The sequence below is a fragment of the Nonomuraea sp. NPDC049607 genome (assembly GCF_040675375.1).
Lineage (GTDB): Bacteria > Actinomycetota > Actinomycetes > Streptosporangiales > Streptosporangiaceae > Nonomuraea.
In genome coordinates this window covers 217,696-234,929 of record NZ_JBFAOV010000009.1, presented here as the reverse complement: position 1 = coordinate 234,929, position 17,234 = coordinate 217,696, and the positions used below count along the sequence as shown (strand labels likewise).

The window sequence follows — 17,234 nt, the reverse complement described above, 5'->3', positions numbered from 1 at the left end:
TGAACAGTTTTCGTGTCTTTAACGACCCCGGTCTGTTCGAGTCGCCCCGCGGGAGATACGGTCTTACGGACGATCTCTACCAGCTCAAGGGGGTGCTTCCGTGACGACGACGATGTCGACACACCAACGGGCAGTAGAGCAGATCCGGCAGTCCTACGCCGAGATCCCCGGCGACGCCGCTCCCCGGTTGGCCAAGTCCACGTCCAACTTGTTCAGGTTCCGTGACGGGGGCAAGACGGCCAAGCTGTCGGCCAGGGACCTGGACGAAGTCATCAGCGTGGACCCGGTGACGATGACGGCCGAGGTCCAGGGCATGACGACGTACGAGCACCTGGTCGAGGCCACGTTGCCGCACGGGCTCATGCCGTACGTGGTGCCGCAGCTCAAGACGATCACGCTCGGCGGCGCCGTCACCGGCCTCGGCATCGAGTCGACCAGCTTCAGGGACGGCCTTCCGCACGAGTCGGTGGAGGAACTGGAGATCCTCACCGGCGACGGCCGCATCATCGTGGCCCGTGACGACAACGAGCACCAGGATCTGTTCCGCGCCTTCCCCAACTCCTACGGGACGCTCGGCTACGCGCTGCGCATCCGGATCAAGCTCCGCAAGGTCCAGCCGTACGTGCACCTGACGCACATCAGGTTCACCGACGCGGCCAAGTGCATGCTGGCCATGCAGGAGATCAGCGACAGCATGGTCCACGACGGCGAGCAGGTCGACTTCGTGGACGGCGTCTTCTTCGACCCGGAGGAGATGTACATCACGCTGGGCCGCTTCGCCGACCGCGCGCCCTACGTCTCCGACTACACCGGCATGCGCATCTACTACCAGTCGATCAGGCAGCGCAGCCGCGACTGGCTGAGCATCCACGACTACCTGTGGCGCTGGGACACCGACTGGTTCTGGTGCTCGCGGGCGTTCGGCGTGCAGCAGCCGGTGGTCCGCTCGCTGATGCCGCGCCGCTGGATGCGCTCCGACGTCTACCGCAGGCTGGTCGCCCTCGACCGGCGGACCGGCCTGACCGCCCGCATCGACCGGTGGCGCGACCAGCCCGTCCAGGAGTCGGTCATCCAGGACGTCGAGGTGCCCATCGAGCGCGGCGCGCAGTTCCTGGAGTTCTTCCACGACAAGGTGGGCATGACCCCCGTGTGGATGTGCCCGCTGCGGGCGAGCTCCCGCTGGCCGCTGTACCCGCTGGAGCCCGGCAAGCTCTACGTCAACTTCGGCTTCTGGGGCATGGTCCCGCTGCCGCGCGGCCAGTTCGACGGCTACTACAACAAGCTCATCGAGGACTCGGTGCACGAGCTGGACGGCCACAAGTCGCTCTACTCGACCTCCTTCTACGCCCGTGAGCAGTTCTGGGAGCTGTACAACGGTGATGCTTATTGGCCGGTCAAGCGGGAATACGACCCGAACGGTCGCCTGCTGGACCTGTACGAAAAGTGTGTACGGGGAAGGTGAGCATGGCTCTCGCAAGCATCTTTGAGAAGATCGTCGGCTCTGACGCGAACATCTCGTTCATGGCCTACGACGGCAGCAAGGCCGGTCCTGACGGCGCCGATCTCGGCCTTGAGGTCAAGTCGCCCATCGCGGTGGCCTATCTGGCGCAGGCCCCTGGGGAGCTGGGCCTGGCCAGGGCGTACATTTCCGGTCACATCGACGTGCATGGCGATCTGTACACCTTGCTCGATCGTATGTGGAACATCACCACCAACGACCTGACCGCGGGTGAGAAGCTCGCGGCCGTGCGGTCCTTGGGCGTCAAGCCGCTGCTCATGCGGGTGCCGCCGCCCCCGCAGGAGGTGCGTCAGAGCGCCCTGGCCCGGCTCGGCTCGCGCCACGCCAAGCAGCGTGACGCCGAGGCGATCCACCACCACTACGACGTGTCCAACCGGTTCTACCGCTGGGTGCTCGGGCCGTCCATGGCCTACACGTGCGCGACCTACCCCGAGGAGGGCGCGACGCTGGAGGAGGCCCAGTACACCAAGTTCGACCTGGTGGCCAGGAAGCTCGACCTCAAGCCCGGCATGCGCCTGCTCGACGTCGGCTGCGGCTGGGGCGGCATGGTCATCCACGCCGCCAAGCACTACGGCGTCAAGGCCCTGGGCGTGACCCTGAGCCGCCAGCAGGCCGAGTGGGCCCAGAAGGCGATCGCCGACGCGGGTCTCCAGGACCTCGCGGAGGTGCGCTTCATGGACTACCGCGACGTGCGCGAGACCGGCTTCGACGCCGTCAGCTCGATCGGCCTGACCGAGCACATCGGCAAGGACAACGTCCCGTCGTACTTCGAGTTCCTGTACGGCAAGCTCAAGCCCGGCGGCCGCATTCTCAACCACTGCATCACCCGTCCGACGGGCAAGGAGAAGACGTTCAACAAGGGCGGCTTCATCAACCGCTACGTCTTCCCCGACGGCGAGCTGGAGTCCGTGGGCTGGCTGGTCAGGCAGATGGAGGACATCGGCTTCGAGATCCGCCACGAGGAGAACCTGCGCGAGCACTACGCCAAGACCCTGCGTCACTGGTGCGACAACCTCGACGCCAACTGGGACGAGGCCGTCCAGGAGGTCGGGATGGGCACGGCCCGGGTGTGGGCCCTGTACATGGCCGGCTGCATCGTGGGCTTCGAGCGTAACAAGGTCCAGCTCCACCAGGTGCTGGGCGTCAAGCTGGACGACGACGGCCGGTCCGGCGTGCAGCTGCGCCCGGCGGTCAACTGGCCGTGACGGACGGGGAGGGGGCCCTCGGCCCTCTCCCGACCCGCCCGGCGGGAGAAGGGGGCGACGGTGACGGCTGGGCACAAGGTGCGGGTGCGCCGGGTCTACGAGGAGCCCGAGCCGGACGACGGCGCCAGGGTGCTGGTCGACCGGCTGTGGCCGCGCGGGCTGGCCAAGGCCGACGCCCACCTCGACGAATGGTGCAAGCAGGTGGCCCCCTCGACCGAGCTGCGCACCTGGTACAAGCACGACCCCGACCGGTTCGAGGAGTTCGGCCACCGCTACCGGAGCGAGCTGGCCGAGCCGGAGCGGGCCGAGGCGGTGGCGCACCTGCGCGAACTCGCCGGGAAGGGCACGCTGACCCTGCTCACCGCGACGAAGCAGCCCGAGATCAGCGAGGCCGCGGTGCTCGCGGAGCTGATCGGGGACTGAACCCGAGCGCGCTCAGTAGTGGTCCTTCCTGAACGGCCGGACGAGGACGACGGTGCTGTCCCTGCTGACCAGCCGGACGATCCGCCTGCGCGGGTGCTCCAGCATCTTGATGCGCACACACTGGAGCCTGACCACGCGCGGGCCGAGCAGCGCGTCGTAGGCGATGTACTTGGTGTCGAAGCCGCGGCCGTTCTTCAGGCCGACGCCGAGCGCCGTGGCGGGCAGGAACGAGCCCGGCGGGTTGAAGGGTTTGGCGGACACGACCGCGTCGGTCGCGCCGTCGTCGCAGTGGATGAGCACGCGTACGTCGCTGTCCTGGCGCGGACGGCGCGGGCGCACCTTGATGCCCGTCCAGGTGCCGCCCTTGGTGGACGGACGGGCGCCCTGCGGGTTGGTCTCGTTCTCGGAGCGCTCGGTGCCGTCCTCCATGACGGGGTCGTCCGGGAGTGGCAGCCCGGCGGAGGCGACGGCGACCGCGGCGGGGTCCGCGAGCAGTGCCGTCAACGCGCCGGCGACCACCCAAAACCTCATGATCTCCTCCTCAGGGGACAGGCGAAGCAGGTCGTGCATGAGGGGAGTGGTGCCAGTATGCGGGCATGTCGGGGCTAAAGGGCGGAGGCCACGCCGTCGGCCAGGTCATCGACCGCACCGGTGAGGAACTGCCAGCTCAGCTCGGCGTCGCGGGTGTGGCCGTGCGGGGCGCGGAACCAGGCGACGTACCCGGCGACGTCGTCGAGGCTCCAGCGCAGCCGGTAGAGGGCCAGGGCGGCGGGGTCGGGCGTACGGCCGGTGGCGGCCGCGTACCTGGCCAGGTCCTCGGGGGTCCTGGCGACCAGCCACAGGTCCCGTTCCGGTACGGCCAGGCCGACGGTGTCCCAGTCGACCAGCAGGCAGCGGCCCCGGTGCCGGAGCAGGTTGCCCGGATGCGGTTCGCCGTGGGTGAGGACGAGAGGGCCGAGGTCGCGCGATCCGCGGTCGAAGTCGCGCAGCCGGGCGCGCAGGGCTCCGGCGTGGCGGGCGAGCAGGGCTCTGGCGCGCTCGGCGTACGGGCCGCCGGTCCACGGGCGGCTGGTCTCGGCGAGGGCCCGCTCCAGCGCCGCCCGTCCGGCCGGCTCCAGCGGGCGCAGCGGGGCCGACGGGGGCGGGGGTGTGGCGTGCAGCTCGGCCAGCAGGTCGATGACCTGGGCGCGTTCCTGGTCGCTCGGCTCGTCGCCGAAATCGCCGGTGACGCCATCGATGAAGGGGAAGACGCTCAGCGCGTACCGGGGGGCGAGCGGGCGGAGCAGCGCGCCGCCGTCGAGGTCCGGCACGGGCGCGACCACGAACCCCAGGGTCGCGGACAGCGCCGCCGCCGTCTCCAGCGCCCTCCCCAGCTCCCGGAACGCCGCCCGCGAGCCGCGTTCGTCCGGTTCGGCGGGCAGGGTGGCGGCGGTGAGGAACCAGCGCCGTCCGTCGGCGCCGGTCGCGATCCAGTGGTGGTCGCCGAAGCCCACCGGCGCGTACGCCGGCCCGGCGGCCTCGATCCCCCACGCCTCCAGGGCGGACGTCAGCAGCGATTCGTCCAGATCCGCGGGCTTGCTACGCATGGGCCCACGCTAGCGACCGCCCCCGCTCCCCGGCATCCCGGTCAACGCCTCCATGGCCGCGAGCACGTCCTCCACCGTCACGTCCGCCTGGGGACGGGCCACGCCCGTCCCACGGTCGATCCAGATCGTCCGCATTCCGGCGCCGCGGCCGCCCGCGACGTCCTTGTCCGGGTCGTCGCCCACCATCCAGCCGCCCGCCGGCACGGCCCCGCACCGGCCGGCGGCGATCTCGAACAGCCGCGCATCGGGCTTCCGCACGCCCTCCGCGCCGGAGATCGCCCATCCGTCCACCCGCTCGGCCAGCCCGGTACGCCGGATCTTGCCCGTCTGGTTGTCGGCCATCCCGTTCGTCACGATCCCGACCGCCCACCCGGCCGCCCGCAGCCGGTCGAGCCCCGCCAGCACCTCGGCCCGGCACTCCACCAGGAACGGCAGCCTGGCCCGGTAGTCCCGCCACAGCTCCTCGACGGGCTCGGCCAGGGCGAAGCGTTCGCGTACGCGGGCGAAGAAGAGGTCCATCGGCACGGATCCGTCGGCGTCCAGCCGTACCAGCCGGTTCACGGCGTCCGGGCCCAGCCCGCGCCCCGCGGCGAACTCGGCCGCCCACAGCCGGAACGCGGCCAGCCGGTCGATCAGCGTGTTGTCCAGGTCGAACAGCGCGAGCGGCCGCATCAGCCGCGCCGGGACGAGACGATCTCGTCGGTGGCGTCCCGGTAGGCGGACGCGGCGCGGCCGAAGTAGTCGAACAGCGTGGCCCGCTCGGTCTCGGAGTAGGCCCTGACCAGGCCGGCCAGCCTGCTCCTGGTGCCGGCCAGCACGGCGTCGAGGCCCGGCGGCTCGGCGACCGCCTCGACGATCACCTTGCGCCGGTCGGCGGGGTCGGGCACGCGCCGTACGAACCCGCCCTTCTCCAGGCGGTCGATGAGCCGCGTGGTGGCGCCGGTCGTCAGCCCGGTCTGCACGGCCAGCTCGCCGGAGGTGAGCGGCCCGTGCAGGTCGAGCAGGTTGAGCGCGTAGTAGTCGGTGGCGTTGAGCCCGGCCGCCTCGGCGGCGGCCAGGCTGTTGAGCACCATCGCGCCCAGGTAGCGGCGGAAGACCGCGCTCGGATCGGTGGACACTCCAGAACCTCTTCCTGATCGTCTGCCGGCCCGCTGTCAGGAAAGACGAGGGCGCGGGCTCGCGCCCGCGCCCTCGTGGTCGGCGGGGCCGGTCAGCGGAGCTCGCGCTTGAGGATCTTGCCGGTGGCCGTCATCGGCAGGGCGTCGCGGAACTCGACGATCCTCGGGTACTTGTAGGCGGCCATGTTCTCCTTGGCCCAGGCGATCAGCTCGTCCTCGGTGACCGACGAGCCGGGCGTTCGGATGACGTACGCCTTGACCTCCTCGCCGTGCGACTCGTGCCGCACGCCCACGACGGCCGCCAGCGACACGGCCTCGTGGGTCATGAGCACCTCCTCCAGCTCACGCGGGTAGACGTTGAAGCCGCCACGGATGATCATGTCCTTGGCCCGGTCGATGATCGCGTAGTAGCCGTCGGCGTCGCGGGTGGCGATGTCGCCGGTGCGGAACCAGCCGTCCTTGATCACCTCGGCCGTCGCCTCAGGGCGGCCGTAGTAGCCCTTCATGACGTTGTGGCCGCGGATGGCGATCTCGCCGGGGCCCTCGCCCTCGACCGTCTTCCAGTCGCCGTCGATCAGCTTCATCTCCACGCCCCAGATGGGCGTGCCGATCGTGCCGGGCTTGGTGGGCCGGCCGAGCTGGTTGAAGCTGGCCACCGGGGAGGTCTCCGACAGGCCGTAGCCCTCCAGGATGCCGAAGCCGAAGGTCTGCTCGAAGTCCTTCAGCACCTCGACCGGCGAGGACGCGCCGCCGGCCACGGCCACCTTCAGGCTCCGCGGCGCCTCGGCGCCCTCGGCGTGGATCTTCGTCAGCATGCCCCAGTACATCGTCGGGACGCCGGCGAAGGTCGTCACGTTCTCCTTGCGCATGAGGTCGAGGGCCTCGCCCGGCTCGAAGCGCGGCATCAGCACGACGGTCGCGCCGCGCATGAAGGCGGTGTTCATGACGGTCGTCTGGCCGAAGGAGTGGAACAGCGGCAGCACCGCGAGATAGGTGTCGCCGCCCTCGGAGCGGGGGAACATCCTGTCGCTGATCAGCGCGTTCATCAGCATGTTCTGGTGGCTGAGCTCGGCGCCCTTGGGCTGGCCGGTGGTGCCCGAGGTGTAGAGGATCACGGCGGTGTCCTCGGGGGCGGTCTGCACGGTCTCGAAGTCGGCCGGCACGCCGTTGAGCGCGGCCCACACCGTCTCGCCGTACGGGGACTCGGTGGCCAGCGGGGTGGCGGGCAGCACGAAGAAGTGCTCGCAGCCGTCCGCGGCCTCGAACCCCGCCTTGCCGCGCTCGCCCAGCGGCAGCTCCGGCGAGCCCTCGAAGCAGAACAGCGCCTTGGCGTCGCTGTCGTCGAGGTGGTAGGCGATCTCCCGGCTCTGCAGCAGCACGTTCAGCGGCACCACCGTGGCGCCGGCCTTGAGGATGCCGAAGTAGACGAACGGGAAGTACGGCAGGTTGGGGCAGGCCAGGGCCACCTTGTCGCCCTTGCCGATGCCACGCGACACCAGCAGGTTCGCCACCTGGCGGGCGACAGTGTCGATCATGCCGTACGGCAGGCGCATGTCACCGAAGACGATCGCCGTGCCGTCGGGGTTGTTTCTGGCGCTGTCCTCCAGGACGACCGACAAGTTGAGCATGAACGCCTTCCTCCTCTGTACGCGCTTGCCGCCATCTTGGCAGCCCCTACATACCGACCGGTAGGTAACAGAGGTTACAGATGCATATGGACGCACCGGCTCACCTGGAGTAAGCAAGTGGAAGGTTACTTAGCCCCCTGGAGTGCTCATGCAGTACGACTACGTGATCGTCGGAGCGGGGTCCGCCGGGTGCGTGCTGGCCAACCGGCTGTCGGCGGACCCGTCGGTGTCGGTGGCGCTGGTCGAGGCGGGCGGGCATGACGACAAGCTGGAGATCCGCATGCCCGCCGGGTTCGCCAAGCTGTTCAAGACCGACTACGACTGGAACTTCACGACGGCCAAGCAGGACGAGATGTCCGGCCGCGAGCTCTACTGGCCGCGCGGCCGGGTGATCGGCGGCTCGTCCTCGCTCAACGCCCAGATGTGGGTGCGCGGCTGCCAGGAGGACTACGACCAGTGGGGGGTGCCCGGCTGGACGTACGAGGAGGTGCTGCCGTACTTCACCAGGGCCGAGCAGCGCGTCGGCAGCAACCACGGCGGCGTCTACGGCACCTCCGGCCCGCTCTACGTCTCCGAGCTGCGCAGCCCCAACGTCACCACGGCGGCCTTCCTGCGGGCCTGCGAGGAGCTGGGCCTGACCCGGCTCGACGAGCTGAACGGCCGCTCCAACGAGGGCTGCTGCCCCACGCCCGTCACCCAGAACCGCGGCCGCCGGTGGAGCGCGGCCGACGCCTACCTGCGCCCGGCCGCCGCCAGGCCCAACCTCACGGTGCTCACCGGGGCGGGCGTGGACCGCGTGGTGTTCGAGGGCGCCCGCGCCGTCGGCATCGAGCACAGCGGCGGCACCCTGGTCAGGGCGGCCAAGGAGGTCGTCCTGTCGGCGGGGGCGATCGGCTCGCCGTACCTGCTGATGCGCTCGGGGGTGGGCGCGCCCGAGGAGCTGCGCGAGGCGGGGGTGCCGGTCGTGCGCGAGCTGCCCGAGGTCGGCAAGAACCTCCAGGACCACCTCGCCTCCGGCGTGTACGTCGAGTGCAGGGAGCCGGTGACCCTGACCAAGGCCGAGTCCCTGGTGAACCTGCTGCGCTACGTCGTGCTGCGCTCGGGCATGCTCACCACGAACGTCGGCGAGGCGGTCGCCTTCGTCCGGACCTCGGACGAGGAGCCCGCCCCCGACATCGAGCTCGTCTTCGCCCCCGGCCCGTTCGTGAACCACGGGCTCACCCCGCCGACCGGGCACGGCCTGACCGTCGGCGTCGTGCTGCTGCAACCGGAGAGCCGCGGCCGGGTCGGGCTGAACGGCCGGGACGTGCTGATCGACCCCGGCTACCTGAGCGCGGAGGCCGACGTCAAACGCCTGGTCGCCGGGCTGAGGACGGCCAAGCAGGTGTTCGCGACGAGCGCGATGAAGCGGTACGCGGGCGGGCCGATGGCGCCGTACTGGGGGCCGGAGAGCGACGAGGAGCTGGCCCAGTGGGTGCGCGAGCGCGGCGAGACCCTCTACCACCCCGTCGGCACCTGCCGGATGGGCACGGACGAGGGGTCGGTCGTGGACCCGTCGCTCAAGGTGCGCGGCCTCGAAGGGCTCAGGGTGGTGGACGTGTCGGTCATGCCGACGCTCAACCGCGGCCACACCCACGCCCCGGCGATCATGATCGGCGAGAAGGGCTCCGAGCTGATCCTCGGGAACCGGTAGCCGGGCGCCGCGCCCCGGCGGACCTTGACGTAAGTGAGCACTTGCCCAAGGCTTGTACGGTATGACGCTCTCCACGGACCTGGACATCTCGCAGATACCGTTCTGGGGGCTGCCGCAGGCCGACCGCCTGGAGACCTTCCGGCGGCTGCGGGGGCTCGAACGGCCCCTCTTCGTGCCGGAGCAGACCATGCCGTTCATCGGCGGCGGCCCCGGCTACCACGCCCTCGTGCGGCACGCCGACGTGACCGAGGCCAGCAGGAACGCGGCCGTCTTCAGCAGCGAGCCGTGCTCCAACAGCATCCCCGACATGCCGCGCTGGCTCAGCGTCTACTTCGGTTCCATGATCAACATGGACGACCCCCGCCACGCCCGCCTGCGCAGGATCGTCTCCAGGGCCTTCACCCCGCGCATCCTGTCCAAGATGGAGGAGGACCTGGCCAGGGCCGCCGCCGAGATCGTGGACGAGGCGATCGAGCGGGGGCCGGACGACTTCGTGGCGCAGGTCGCCGCCCGGCTCCCCGTACGGGTCATCTGCGACATGATGGGCATCCCGCCGAAATTTCATGACCTCGTGTTGCGGCGGACCAACGTCATCCTCGGCAACGCCGACCCCGAGTACACCGGCATCGCCCCGAACTTCAGCCGCGTCAACGTCGCCCGCGGCCTGGCCAGGCTGCTGCACGCCGGCTACTCGCTGAACCGGATGGCCGCCCGCCTCGGCGACGAGCGCCGCAGACGGCCGACCGGCGACCTGGTCAGCCTGCTCGTGGGCGGCGAGGAGCGGCTCAGCCCGCAGGAGCTGGGCTCGTTCTTCATCCTGCTGGTGGTCGCCGGCAGCGAGACCACCCGCAACGCGATCGCCTACGGCCTGAAGCTGTTCACCGACCATCCCGGCCAGCGCGACCTGCTGCTGGCCGACTTCGACGCGCGCATCGGCAAGGCGTGCGACGAGATCGTGCGCTACGCGACCCCGGTGATCCAGTTCCGCCGCACGCTGACCCGGGACCACGAGCTGAACGGCGTGCCGTACAAGAAGGGCGACAAGGTGCTGCTCTTCTACAACTCGGCCAACCGCGACGAGTCCGTCTTCACCGACCCGGACGTCTTCGACATCACCCGCGACCCCAACCCGCACGTCGGCTTCGGCGGCCCGGGGCCCCACTACTGCCTGGGCGCCCACCTGGCACGCAGGGAGATGAGCGTGATGTTCCGCGAGCTGTTCACCCGCCTGCCCGGCATCCGGACGGCCGGTGAGCCCGACTTCCTGCTGTCGAACTTCATCAACGGGATCAAGCACCTGCCGTACACGTTCTGACCGCCTCGGCCAGGGCGTCGTCCTCGCCGCGCCAGGCCACGAACCCGTCCGGCCGCACCAGCACGGTCCCGTACGGCCAGCCCTCGACCACGTGCACCGGGACGCCGGGATCGGGCACCGGCGTCCCGGTGAACACGCTGAAATCGGGGCCGACCAGGTCGAGGGTGGAACGCTCGCCGATCCACACGTGCGGCAGCCGTGAGCCGGGCGAGCCGTCGAGGCAGAGCGTCACGTCCTCGGTCGAGGGCAGCCCCTCGGCCGCCGACGGGCCGCCGTAGCGGTAGCCGAGATGCACGATCGGGGCGTTGACCGCGCCCGCCGCCGCCCTGAGCCGGGCGGCCTCCGGGCCGTGGCCGAAGTGCATCCGCAGGTCCCGCATCCGCAGCAGCGACTGCTCCATCGCCAGCAGCGCGACCGGCCGCCGCTCGTCGTGGTAGCTCTCCAGCAGCGCGGGCGCCGACCGGCCGGACAACACCCGGGCCAGCTTCCAGGCCAGGTTGTGCGCGTCGGCGACCCCGGTGTTGAGCCCGAACGCGCCCGTCGGCGGCACGGCGTGCGCCGCGTCGCCGGCCAGGAAGACCCGCCCCTCCCGGAACCGGTCGGCGATCTGGCCGCGGGCCCGCCAGCCGAGCACGCTGACGATCTCGACCTTCAGCCCCGGGTCGCCGATCGCGGTCCTGAGCAGGTCGGGGCTCGGTTCCTGGGCGGTGTGGAAGACCCATTCGGTCGCGCCGTCGATCGCCATGAGCATCCCGGGCGCCTCAGGGTTGGTGATCTCGGCGAGCGCGAAGCCGTACTCGCCGGTCAGGTGGCTCAGGTCGGCGTGGAACATGACGTTGTGCAGCTCGGGGCCGAGCGCGCCGGGGCCGGTCACGCCGATGCCGAGCGTGGCGCGCACTCCGCTGCGCACGCCGTCCGCGGCGATCACGTAGCGGGCGCGCAGGGTGCGGGTGCCGTCCGGGCCGGACACGACCGCCGTCACGCCGTCGGCGTCCTGCTCCAGGGAGAGCAGCTCGGTGTCGTACGCGACCCGCGCGCCGCGCTCGCGGGCGGCGTCGAGCAGCACCCGGTCCAGCCGGTTCTGCGGGCAGACCCCGCGCAGCCGGGCCGGGGTGTAGGTCATCGTGTCGAACGCCTGCGTACGGGTGGGCAGACCGGCCGCGATCGCGGCGAGGTCGGCGCCGGCCAGGGTGTCCACGGTGATCTTGCCGAGGGTCGCGACGGACATGTCGACGGCCACCTCGTTCACGGCCTGCTCCAGGCCCGCCTCGCGGAGCAGCTCGACCGTCCGCGGGCCGAGGCCGGTGGCGCGGGGGTGCGCCCGCGGGCCTGGCTCGCGCTCGACGACCAGGGCGCGCACGCCGTGACGGGCGAGGAACACGGCCGCGCTCAGTCCGACGCTGCCACCACCGACGATCAGGACGTCATGCGTTTGTGGGAACACTGTTTCCGTCATGGGAACACTGTAACCACAGGCGTACGATGAAGGCCAGAGGGGGGAGCCGGATGTCACTGGTCTGGAGTCGCGAGCCGTACGCGCCGAAGCGTCGGGCCCTGAGCGTCGAGGCGATCGTGCGGGCCGCGATCGCGGTGGCCGACGCCGAGGGCCTCGACGCGGTGTCCATGCGCCGGGTGGCGACCGAGGTCAAGTCGGGCACCACCTCGCTCTACCGCTACCTGGAGAACCGCGACGAACTGCTCGACCTGATGGTCGACGCGGTGTGGGGCGAGGGCGCTCCTGGCGAGCTGACCGGCGACTGGCGGGCCGACCTGGCCGGGGTGGCCCGTGACCAGCGCGCGGGCGTGCTGCGCCATCCGTGGCTGGCCGCGCTGATGACCAGCAGGCCGGCGCTCGGGCCCAACTCGCTGCGCCGGGTGGAGCACGCCCTGTCCGCCGTCCGGCCGCTGACCTCCGACATCACGCGGGCCGCCGCCGTGATCGGGGTGATCGGCGACTACGTGCTGGGCGCGGTGGCCAAGGAACTGGCCGAGCAGGAGGCGCGGCGCCGTACGGGGTTGTCGGAGGAGGAGTGGCGGGCCGCGATCGGCCCCTACGTCCGCGAGGTGATGGCCGGTGGCGCCTATCCGGAGTTCAACCGGCGGGTGGCCGAGGCCGACGACCTGAGCTTCAGCGAGCAGTTCGAGTTCGGGCTGGCGTGCCTGCTGCGGGGGTTCGCGGAGCAAGTCCGCTGAGCAGGGCCTCGACGGCCAGGTCGAAGCGCTCCCGGTGGTCCTCGGGCGTGCCGAGGCCGTCGGCGACCGCCCGCGCCAGCACCGGATAGTCCGCCAGGTCCAGGTCGGGCTGCTCCGGGCTGTCCGGGCCCGCCTCGGCCAGCGTGTGCCCGATCACGAACGTGGACACCGCGTTGATCACGTGCAGCGCCTCCTTGGCGGTGAATCCCGCCCGGGTCAGCGCGGCGGCGGCGCGTTCGACCATGCCCAGGGCGCCCGGCGTGGCCACCGGCCTGATCGCCACCACCGGCATGAGCGCGGGATGCCGCAGCAGCTCGGCCCTGATCGACTCGGCGAACGCCTTCGCCCATACCCGCCAGTCGCCCGACGGCTCGACGGTGACGCGGGAGAGCACCAGCTCGACCAGCCCGTCGAGGACCGCGTCCTTGTTCGGCACGTAGTAGTAGAGCGTCATCGCCTCCACGCCGAGCTCCTTGCCCAGCTTGCGCATCGACAGCCCGGCCGCGCCCTCGCGGTCGATGAGGTCGAGCGCCGCCTCCAGCACCCGCTCCCTTGACATCCGCTCTCTCATACACCGTAAGATACTCCCGTCTTACACCGTAAGAGAGAGGGTTCCGGTCGTGATCGCCGAGTTCTTCGCCGCCGTCAACGAACGCCGCCTCGACGACCTGGGCGCCTATCTGGCCCCCGGCGTCGTCGACCACAACAAGATCATCTTCGGTGAGCCGGACGAGCCCGGCGCCGCCTTCGAGGGCATCCGGATGCAGCTCGACGCGTTCGACCCGTTCCACATCGAGGTCGAGGAGGTCGTCGCCGAAGGGGAGAAGCTGGTAGCCAGGATCCGCATGTCGGGCACGCACTCCGGCACCCACCCGCGCATGCCCGTCCCCACCGGGCGCAGCTTCGAGGTCGAGGCGATCTTCCTGGTGACCCTGCGCGAAGGGCGCATCAGCGAGATCCGCGCGGTCAGTGACCGGCTGGGCCTGTTCCTCCAGCTCGGCTGGGACTGGCCGGAGGTCGACTGACGCCCACTTCTCCCCGCCGGAAGAGGGCGAATGCTAGGTTTCGCATTCATGGAGATCAGGACGATCCACGCCAACGGTGTGGAGTTCGCGTATCTGACCGTGGGGGAGGGGCCGCTGGCCCTGTGCCTGCACGGGTTCCCCGACACCGCCCACACCTGGCGGCACCTGATGCCCGAGCTGGCCGAACGCGGCTACCGCGCGGTCGCGCCGTTCAGCCGCGGCTACGCGCCCACCGAGGTCCCGGCCGACGGCGCGTACGAGGAGGCGGCCCTGGTCGCCGACGTGCGCGCGCTGCACGAGGAGCTGGGCGGCGGCGACGACGCCGTCATCGTCGGGCACGACTGGGGGGCCTTCCCCGCCTACGCCCTGGCCGGGCGCTTCCGCAGGGCCGTCACGCTCGCGGTGCCGCCGCCGGGCGCGCAGCTTCCCGGGCTGCTGGCCTACGAGCAGCTCAAGCGGTCGTTCTACATCTTCCTGTTCCAGACCGTGCTGGCCGAGAGCGCCGCCGCCGACCCGGCCTTCCTCGAACGGCTGTGGCGGGACTGGTCGCCCGGCTACGACCCGGCCGAGGACCTGGAGTTCGTCCGGCGCAGCCTCGGGGAGCCCGCCAACCTGGCGGCGGCCATCGGCTACTACCGCGCGGCGCTCGGCACCACACCCCCCTCGGGCCGCTACCCGGACGTCGACCCGGCCACCGCGGGCCCGGTCCTCTACCTGCACGGCGAACGGGACGGGTGCATGGGCGTGGAGATGGCCAAGGACGCGGCCGGGAGCCTGCCGCCGGGATCGCGGGCCGAGCAGGTGGCGGACGCGGGCCACTTCCTGCACCTGGAGCGGCCCGCGGAGGTCAACCGCCTCATCCTCGACTGGCTCGGCCCCGCCTCCTGAGCGCGGCGGTCACCGCGTGCCGCCCCGACAGGCTCATCCGGCCCGTCTCCTGAGCACGGCGATCACCGGGTGCAGCCCCGACAGGCTCACCTGGACCGCCTTCTGAGTACGGTGATCACCGGGTGCAGCCCCGACAGGCTCACCTGGACCGCCTCCTCGACCCCGAATCCGGCCGGCGTCCCACCGCCGGCGCCGGGATCGTCGTGGAGCAGCGCCACGGCCAGGCCGCCGGGTTCCAGCACCCGGCGCAGCTCCCGCCACAGCGGGTCCAGGCCGTGCCCGAGCAGGCCGCGCGGCGGCACCTGCCGTCCCCACGGCGGGTTCACCAGCACCCGCCGCACGCTCCCGTCCGCGACCGGGAGCCGTCCGGCGTCGGCGAGCCCCCAGCGGAACGGGCCGGGAGCGGCGGCGGGCAGGACCGCCCGCGCGTTCGCGGCCGCCGCCGCGACGGCGGCCGGGTCGCGGTCGAACCCGGCGAGCCCGGCGTGCGGCGCGAGCACGTGCGCCTCGATGAGCGTCGTGCCCGCACCGCAGCAGGGATCGAGCACGACGCCCCGGAAGTCCGCCGCGTCCAGCCCGGCCAGCCGGGCCATCGCGGCGGCCAGCGGCGGGTGCAGCGTGCCCGGGATCGAGGACGTCTTGTACGGCCTGCGGTGCAGCGGCCGGTCCCCGGTCCGCCGGGCGATCACCGCCAGGTCGCCCTCGATCGTCACCCGCCAGGCCATCGCGCCCGACGGCGGCCGGCCGCCGCCCCGCCGGGAGTGGTAGCGCAGCCGCCACGACCGGGCCAGCTCGTGGCCGACGGCGTCCTCGATGTCGTACCTGGTGTAGTTGCGGCGTCCTGCGAACGAGGCCGACACCTCCATGCCGGAGACGCCGGAAGAATCGGAGGGTCCGGACCCGTCGGGGGCGATCCCGCGGGCCGCCCGCGCCAGCCGGGCGAGCGCGGAGCGGCCGTGGCCGACCCCGTCCACCACGGCCGCGGCCAGCAGCACGTCGTCCGCCGTGCGCAACCCCAGGAGCCCGGCTCCTGGCCTGGTCTCGAACCACACCTCCCGACGACGGACGCCGACGACCGCCCCGAAACGGGCACGCCTGATCTCCGCCGCGACCAAGGGCTCGGTGCCACGCACCGCCCTGGCCACCGCCAAGGTGAGCAACTGTTCTTCTCCCACGTCGCGACCCGGGACGGCGACAGGCCGCCCCGCATCACCGGCGGTGGGTCAGCCCACGGCCCGCCGGCGGATCGCTAGCCGAGGAGGAAGAAGAACGTCATGCGCGGAACCCTACAAAGTCCCCGGCCCCAGGAACCACAGGTTTTTCCGGTGTTGCCACGTACGGTGTACGTGACAACCATTGACGTAAGTGGTCGCTTTCCGAATGATGGCCCTATGACCGTCCTGGACTTCGACCTTTCGGACCGGAACTTCTGGGCCAGGCCCATGAGCGAGCGCGAGGCGGCGTTCGACCGGTTGCGCGCCCGACAGACGCCGGCCTTCTTCGAGGAGATGGAGATGGCCGTCGCGCCCAAGGGGCCCGGCTACTACGCGCTGGCCAGGCACGCCGACATCCTGGAGGCGAGCCGCAACCCCGAGGTCTTCTGCTCCGGCGACGGCGGCGCGACGAACATCCCCGACATGCCCGCCGAGTTCACCGAGTACTTCGGCTCGATGATCAACATGGACGACCCCCGGCACGCCCGGCTGCGCAGGATCGTCTCCCGCGCGTTCACCCCCAAGATGATCAAACAGTTCGAGTCGGACGTCGAGGCCGCCGCCGTACGGATCGTCGACGACCTGGTGGCCGCCGGTCCCGGCGGCGACTTCGTCACCGACGTGGCCGCGCGCCTGCCCTTGAAGATCATCTGCGACATGATGGGCATCCCCGAGCGCGACTACCGGTTCGTCTTCGACCGCTCGAACATCATCCTGGGCGGCTTCGACCCCGAGTACACCGGCGACGACCTCGACCAGCTCGCCACCCGCCTGCTCACCGCCGGCATGGAGCTGCAGCAGCTCGTCCAGGACCTCGCCGCGCACCGCACCGCCAACCCCACGAACGACCTGACGTCCTCGCTGGTCAACGCCAACATCGACGGCGAGCGGCTGACGATGCAGGAGCTGGGGTCCTTCTTCATCCTGCTGGTGGTGGCCGGCAACGAGACCACCAGGAACGCCATCTCCTACGGCCTGCGCCTGCTCACCAAGAACCCCGACCAGCGCGCCCTGTGGCTGGAGGACGTCGAGGGCCGCGCCCCCGGGGCCGTGGAGGAGATCGTCCGGCTGGCCTCGCCGGTGAACTTCATGCGCCGCAAGGTCACCCGCGACCACGAGATGAACGGCCACCTCTATCGCCGGGGCGAGAAGGTGGTGCTGTTCTACTGGGCGGCGAACCGGGACGAGCGGGTGTTCGCCGACCCGTACCGCTTCGACATCACCCGCCACCCCAACCCGCACGTCGGCTTCGGCGGGCCCGGGCCGCACTTCTGCCTCGGCGCCCACCTGGCCCGGCGGGAGATCACGGTGATGTTCCGCGAGCTGCTGCGGCGGGTGCCGCAGATCGAGGGCGGCCGGCCCGACCGCCTGCACTCCTCGTTCATCAACGGGATCAAGCACATGGAGTGCACGTTCTGACCCGGGCG

At 71.2% G+C, this 17,234-nt stretch carries 17 protein-coding genes; 9 read left to right on the top strand and 8 right to left on the bottom strand.

Annotated features, from left to right (window positions below):
- Positions 1-112 precede the first annotated feature (112 nt).
- Genes AB0J97_RS20365 through AB0J97_RS20355 form a run of 3 tightly spaced genes read left to right on the top strand, consistent with a single transcriptional unit; the run spans position 113 to position 3,147 of the window.
- Positions 113-1,462 carry an FAD-binding oxidoreductase gene (locus AB0J97_RS20365; RefSeq protein ID WP_357698705.1) on the top strand — a complete coding sequence of 450 codons (1,350 nt, stop codon included), beginning with the start codon at positions 113-115 and terminating at the stop codon, positions 1,460-1,462.
- Between the two features lie 2 nt (positions 1,463-1,464).
- The gene (locus tag AB0J97_RS20360; RefSeq protein ID WP_364090823.1) at positions 1,465-2,724 is read left to right on the top strand and encodes a cyclopropane-fatty-acyl-phospholipid synthase family protein; all 1,260 of its coding nucleotides are present in this window, start codon (positions 1,465-1,467) and stop codon (positions 2,722-2,724) included.
- A 60-nt stretch (positions 2,725-2,784) separates the two neighbouring features.
- Positions 2,785-3,147, top strand: a complete 363-nt coding sequence (locus tag AB0J97_RS20355; protein WP_364090820.1) for a DUF488 family protein — start codon at positions 2,785-2,787, stop codon at positions 3,145-3,147.
- Positions 3,148-3,159: 12 nt separating this feature from the next.
- Here AB0J97_RS20355 and AB0J97_RS20350 read toward each other — a convergent pair whose 3' ends face one another.
- From AB0J97_RS20350 to AB0J97_RS20330, 5 genes are all read right to left on the bottom strand, one after another.
- A complete protein-coding gene (locus AB0J97_RS20350; protein ID WP_357698699.1) occupies positions 3,160-3,678 on the bottom strand; it encodes a hypothetical protein in 519 nt (172 codons plus the stop codon).
- Between the two features lie 74 nt (positions 3,679-3,752).
- Positions 3,753-4,733: an aminoglycoside phosphotransferase family protein gene (locus AB0J97_RS20345; RefSeq protein ID WP_364090816.1), complete on the bottom strand. Its 981-nt coding sequence runs from the start codon at positions 4,731-4,733 to the stop codon at positions 3,753-3,755.
- A gap of 9 nt (positions 4,734-4,742) precedes the next feature.
- Positions 4,743-5,405: an HAD family hydrolase gene (locus AB0J97_RS20340; protein ID WP_357698694.1), complete on the bottom strand. Its 663-nt coding sequence runs from the start codon at positions 5,403-5,405 to the stop codon at positions 4,743-4,745.
- Complete coding sequence (locus AB0J97_RS20335; RefSeq protein ID WP_357698691.1) at positions 5,405-5,851, bottom strand: MarR family transcriptional regulator; 447 nt, start codon at positions 5,849-5,851, stop codon at positions 5,405-5,407. Before AB0J97_RS20335 ends, AB0J97_RS20340 begins: the two co-directional genes overlap by 1 nt.
- Positions 5,852-5,943: 92 nt before the next feature.
- Positions 5,944-7,479, bottom strand: a complete 1,536-nt coding sequence (locus AB0J97_RS20330) for a long-chain fatty acid--CoA ligase (RefSeq protein ID WP_364090811.1) — start codon at positions 7,477-7,479, stop codon at positions 5,944-5,946.
- A gap of 148 nt (positions 7,480-7,627) precedes the next feature.
- On the opposite strand from AB0J97_RS20330, the gene AB0J97_RS20325 reads away from it, so the two are divergent.
- Together AB0J97_RS20325 and AB0J97_RS20320 are read left to right on the top strand one after the other, a co-directional pair.
- The gene (locus AB0J97_RS20325) at positions 7,628-9,172 is read left to right on the top strand and encodes a GMC family oxidoreductase N-terminal domain-containing protein (protein ID WP_364090808.1); all 1,545 of its coding nucleotides are present in this window, start codon (positions 7,628-7,630) and stop codon (positions 9,170-9,172) included.
- Positions 9,173-9,233: 61 nt separating this feature from the next.
- Positions 9,234-10,487, top strand: a complete 1,254-nt coding sequence (locus AB0J97_RS20320) for a cytochrome P450 (protein WP_364090805.1) — start codon at positions 9,234-9,236, stop codon at positions 10,485-10,487.
- Here AB0J97_RS20320 and AB0J97_RS20315 read toward each other — a convergent pair.
- Positions 10,462-11,943, bottom strand: a complete 1,482-nt coding sequence (locus AB0J97_RS20315) for an FAD-dependent oxidoreductase (RefSeq protein WP_364090802.1) — start codon at positions 11,941-11,943, stop codon at positions 10,462-10,464. The genes AB0J97_RS20320 and AB0J97_RS20315 overlap by 26 nt on opposite strands.
- A 50-nt stretch (positions 11,944-11,993) precedes the next feature.
- Between AB0J97_RS20315 and AB0J97_RS20310 the strand changes: the two genes are divergently transcribed.
- Positions 11,994-12,680 carry a TetR/AcrR family transcriptional regulator C-terminal domain-containing protein gene (locus tag AB0J97_RS20310; RefSeq protein ID WP_364090799.1) on the top strand — a complete coding sequence of 229 codons (687 nt, stop codon included), beginning with the start codon at positions 11,994-11,996 and terminating at the stop codon, positions 12,678-12,680.
- Here AB0J97_RS20310 and AB0J97_RS20305 read toward each other — a convergent pair.
- Entirely contained in the window at positions 12,616-13,251 is a 636-nt protein-coding gene (locus AB0J97_RS20305; RefSeq protein ID WP_364090796.1) for a TetR/AcrR family transcriptional regulator C-terminal domain-containing protein, read from the bottom strand. The two genes, AB0J97_RS20310 and AB0J97_RS20305, sit on opposite strands and share 65 nt — an antisense overlap.
- Positions 13,252-13,300: 49 nt before the next feature.
- On the opposite strand from AB0J97_RS20305, the gene AB0J97_RS20300 reads away from it, so the two are divergent.
- Entirely contained in the window at positions 13,301-13,705 is a 405-nt protein-coding gene (locus AB0J97_RS20300) for an ester cyclase (RefSeq protein ID WP_364090793.1), read from the top strand.
- A 30-nt stretch (positions 13,706-13,735) separates the two neighbouring features.
- The gene (locus AB0J97_RS20295) at positions 13,736-14,593 is read left to right on the top strand and encodes an alpha/beta hydrolase (protein WP_364090790.1); all 858 of its coding nucleotides are present in this window, start codon (positions 13,736-13,738) and stop codon (positions 14,591-14,593) included.
- Between the two features lie 86 nt (positions 14,594-14,679).
- Here the strand turns inward: AB0J97_RS20295 and AB0J97_RS20290 are convergent, their stop codons facing one another.
- Positions 14,680-15,753: a methyltransferase domain-containing protein gene (locus AB0J97_RS20290; RefSeq protein WP_364090787.1), complete on the bottom strand. Its 1,074-nt coding sequence runs from the start codon at positions 15,751-15,753 to the stop codon at positions 14,680-14,682.
- A gap of 231 nt (positions 15,754-15,984) precedes the next feature.
- Here AB0J97_RS20290 and AB0J97_RS20285 point away from each other — a divergent pair, with 231 nt between their 5' ends.
- Positions 15,985-17,226: a cytochrome P450 gene (locus AB0J97_RS20285; RefSeq protein ID WP_364090784.1), complete on the top strand. Its 1,242-nt coding sequence runs from the start codon at positions 15,985-15,987 to the stop codon at positions 17,224-17,226.
- Positions 17,227-17,234 lie beyond the last annotated feature (8 nt).

What these genes read in the sequence shown, in the direction of transcription:
- AB0J97_RS20320 (WP_364090805.1), top strand. Translation starts at nt 9,234, where the DNA reads ATGACGCTCTCCACGGACCTGGACATCTCGCAGATACCGTTCTGGGGG.
- AB0J97_RS20365 (WP_357698705.1), top strand. Translation starts at nt 113, where the DNA reads ATGTCGACACACCAACGGGCAGTAGAGCAGATCCGGCAGTCCTACGCC.
- AB0J97_RS20350 (WP_357698699.1), bottom strand. Translation starts at nt 3,678, where the DNA reads ATGAGGTTTTGGGTGGTCGCCGGCGCGTTGACGGCACTGCTCGCGGAC.
- AB0J97_RS20305 (WP_364090796.1), bottom strand. Translation starts at nt 13,251, where the DNA reads ATGAGAGAGCGGATGTCAAGGGAGCGGGTGCTGGAGGCGGCGCTCGAC.
- AB0J97_RS20360 (WP_364090823.1), top strand. Translation starts at nt 1,465, where the DNA reads ATGGCTCTCGCAAGCATCTTTGAGAAGATCGTCGGCTCTGACGCGAAC.
- AB0J97_RS20285 (WP_364090784.1), top strand. Translation starts at nt 15,985, where the DNA reads ATGACCGTCCTGGACTTCGACCTTTCGGACCGGAACTTCTGGGCCAGG.
- AB0J97_RS20315 (WP_364090802.1), bottom strand. Translation starts at nt 11,943, where the DNA reads ATGACGGAAACAGTGTTCCCACAAACGCATGACGTCCTGATCGTCGGT.
- AB0J97_RS20340 (WP_357698694.1), bottom strand. Translation starts at nt 5,405, where the DNA reads ATGCGGCCGCTCGCGCTGTTCGACCTGGACAACACGCTGATCGACCGG.
- AB0J97_RS20295 (WP_364090790.1), top strand. Translation starts at nt 13,736, where the DNA reads ATGCTAGGTTTCGCATTCATGGAGATCAGGACGATCCACGCCAACGGT.
- AB0J97_RS20330 (WP_364090811.1), bottom strand. Translation starts at nt 7,479, where the DNA reads ATGCTCAACTTGTCGGTCGTCCTGGAGGACAGCGCCAGAAACAACCCC.
- AB0J97_RS20325 (WP_364090808.1), top strand. Translation starts at nt 7,628, where the DNA reads ATGCAGTACGACTACGTGATCGTCGGAGCGGGGTCCGCCGGGTGCGTG.
- AB0J97_RS20310 (WP_364090799.1), top strand. Translation starts at nt 11,994, where the DNA reads ATGTCACTGGTCTGGAGTCGCGAGCCGTACGCGCCGAAGCGTCGGGCC.
- AB0J97_RS20345 (WP_364090816.1), bottom strand. Translation starts at nt 4,733, where the DNA reads ATGCGTAGCAAGCCCGCGGATCTGGACGAATCGCTGCTGACGTCCGCC.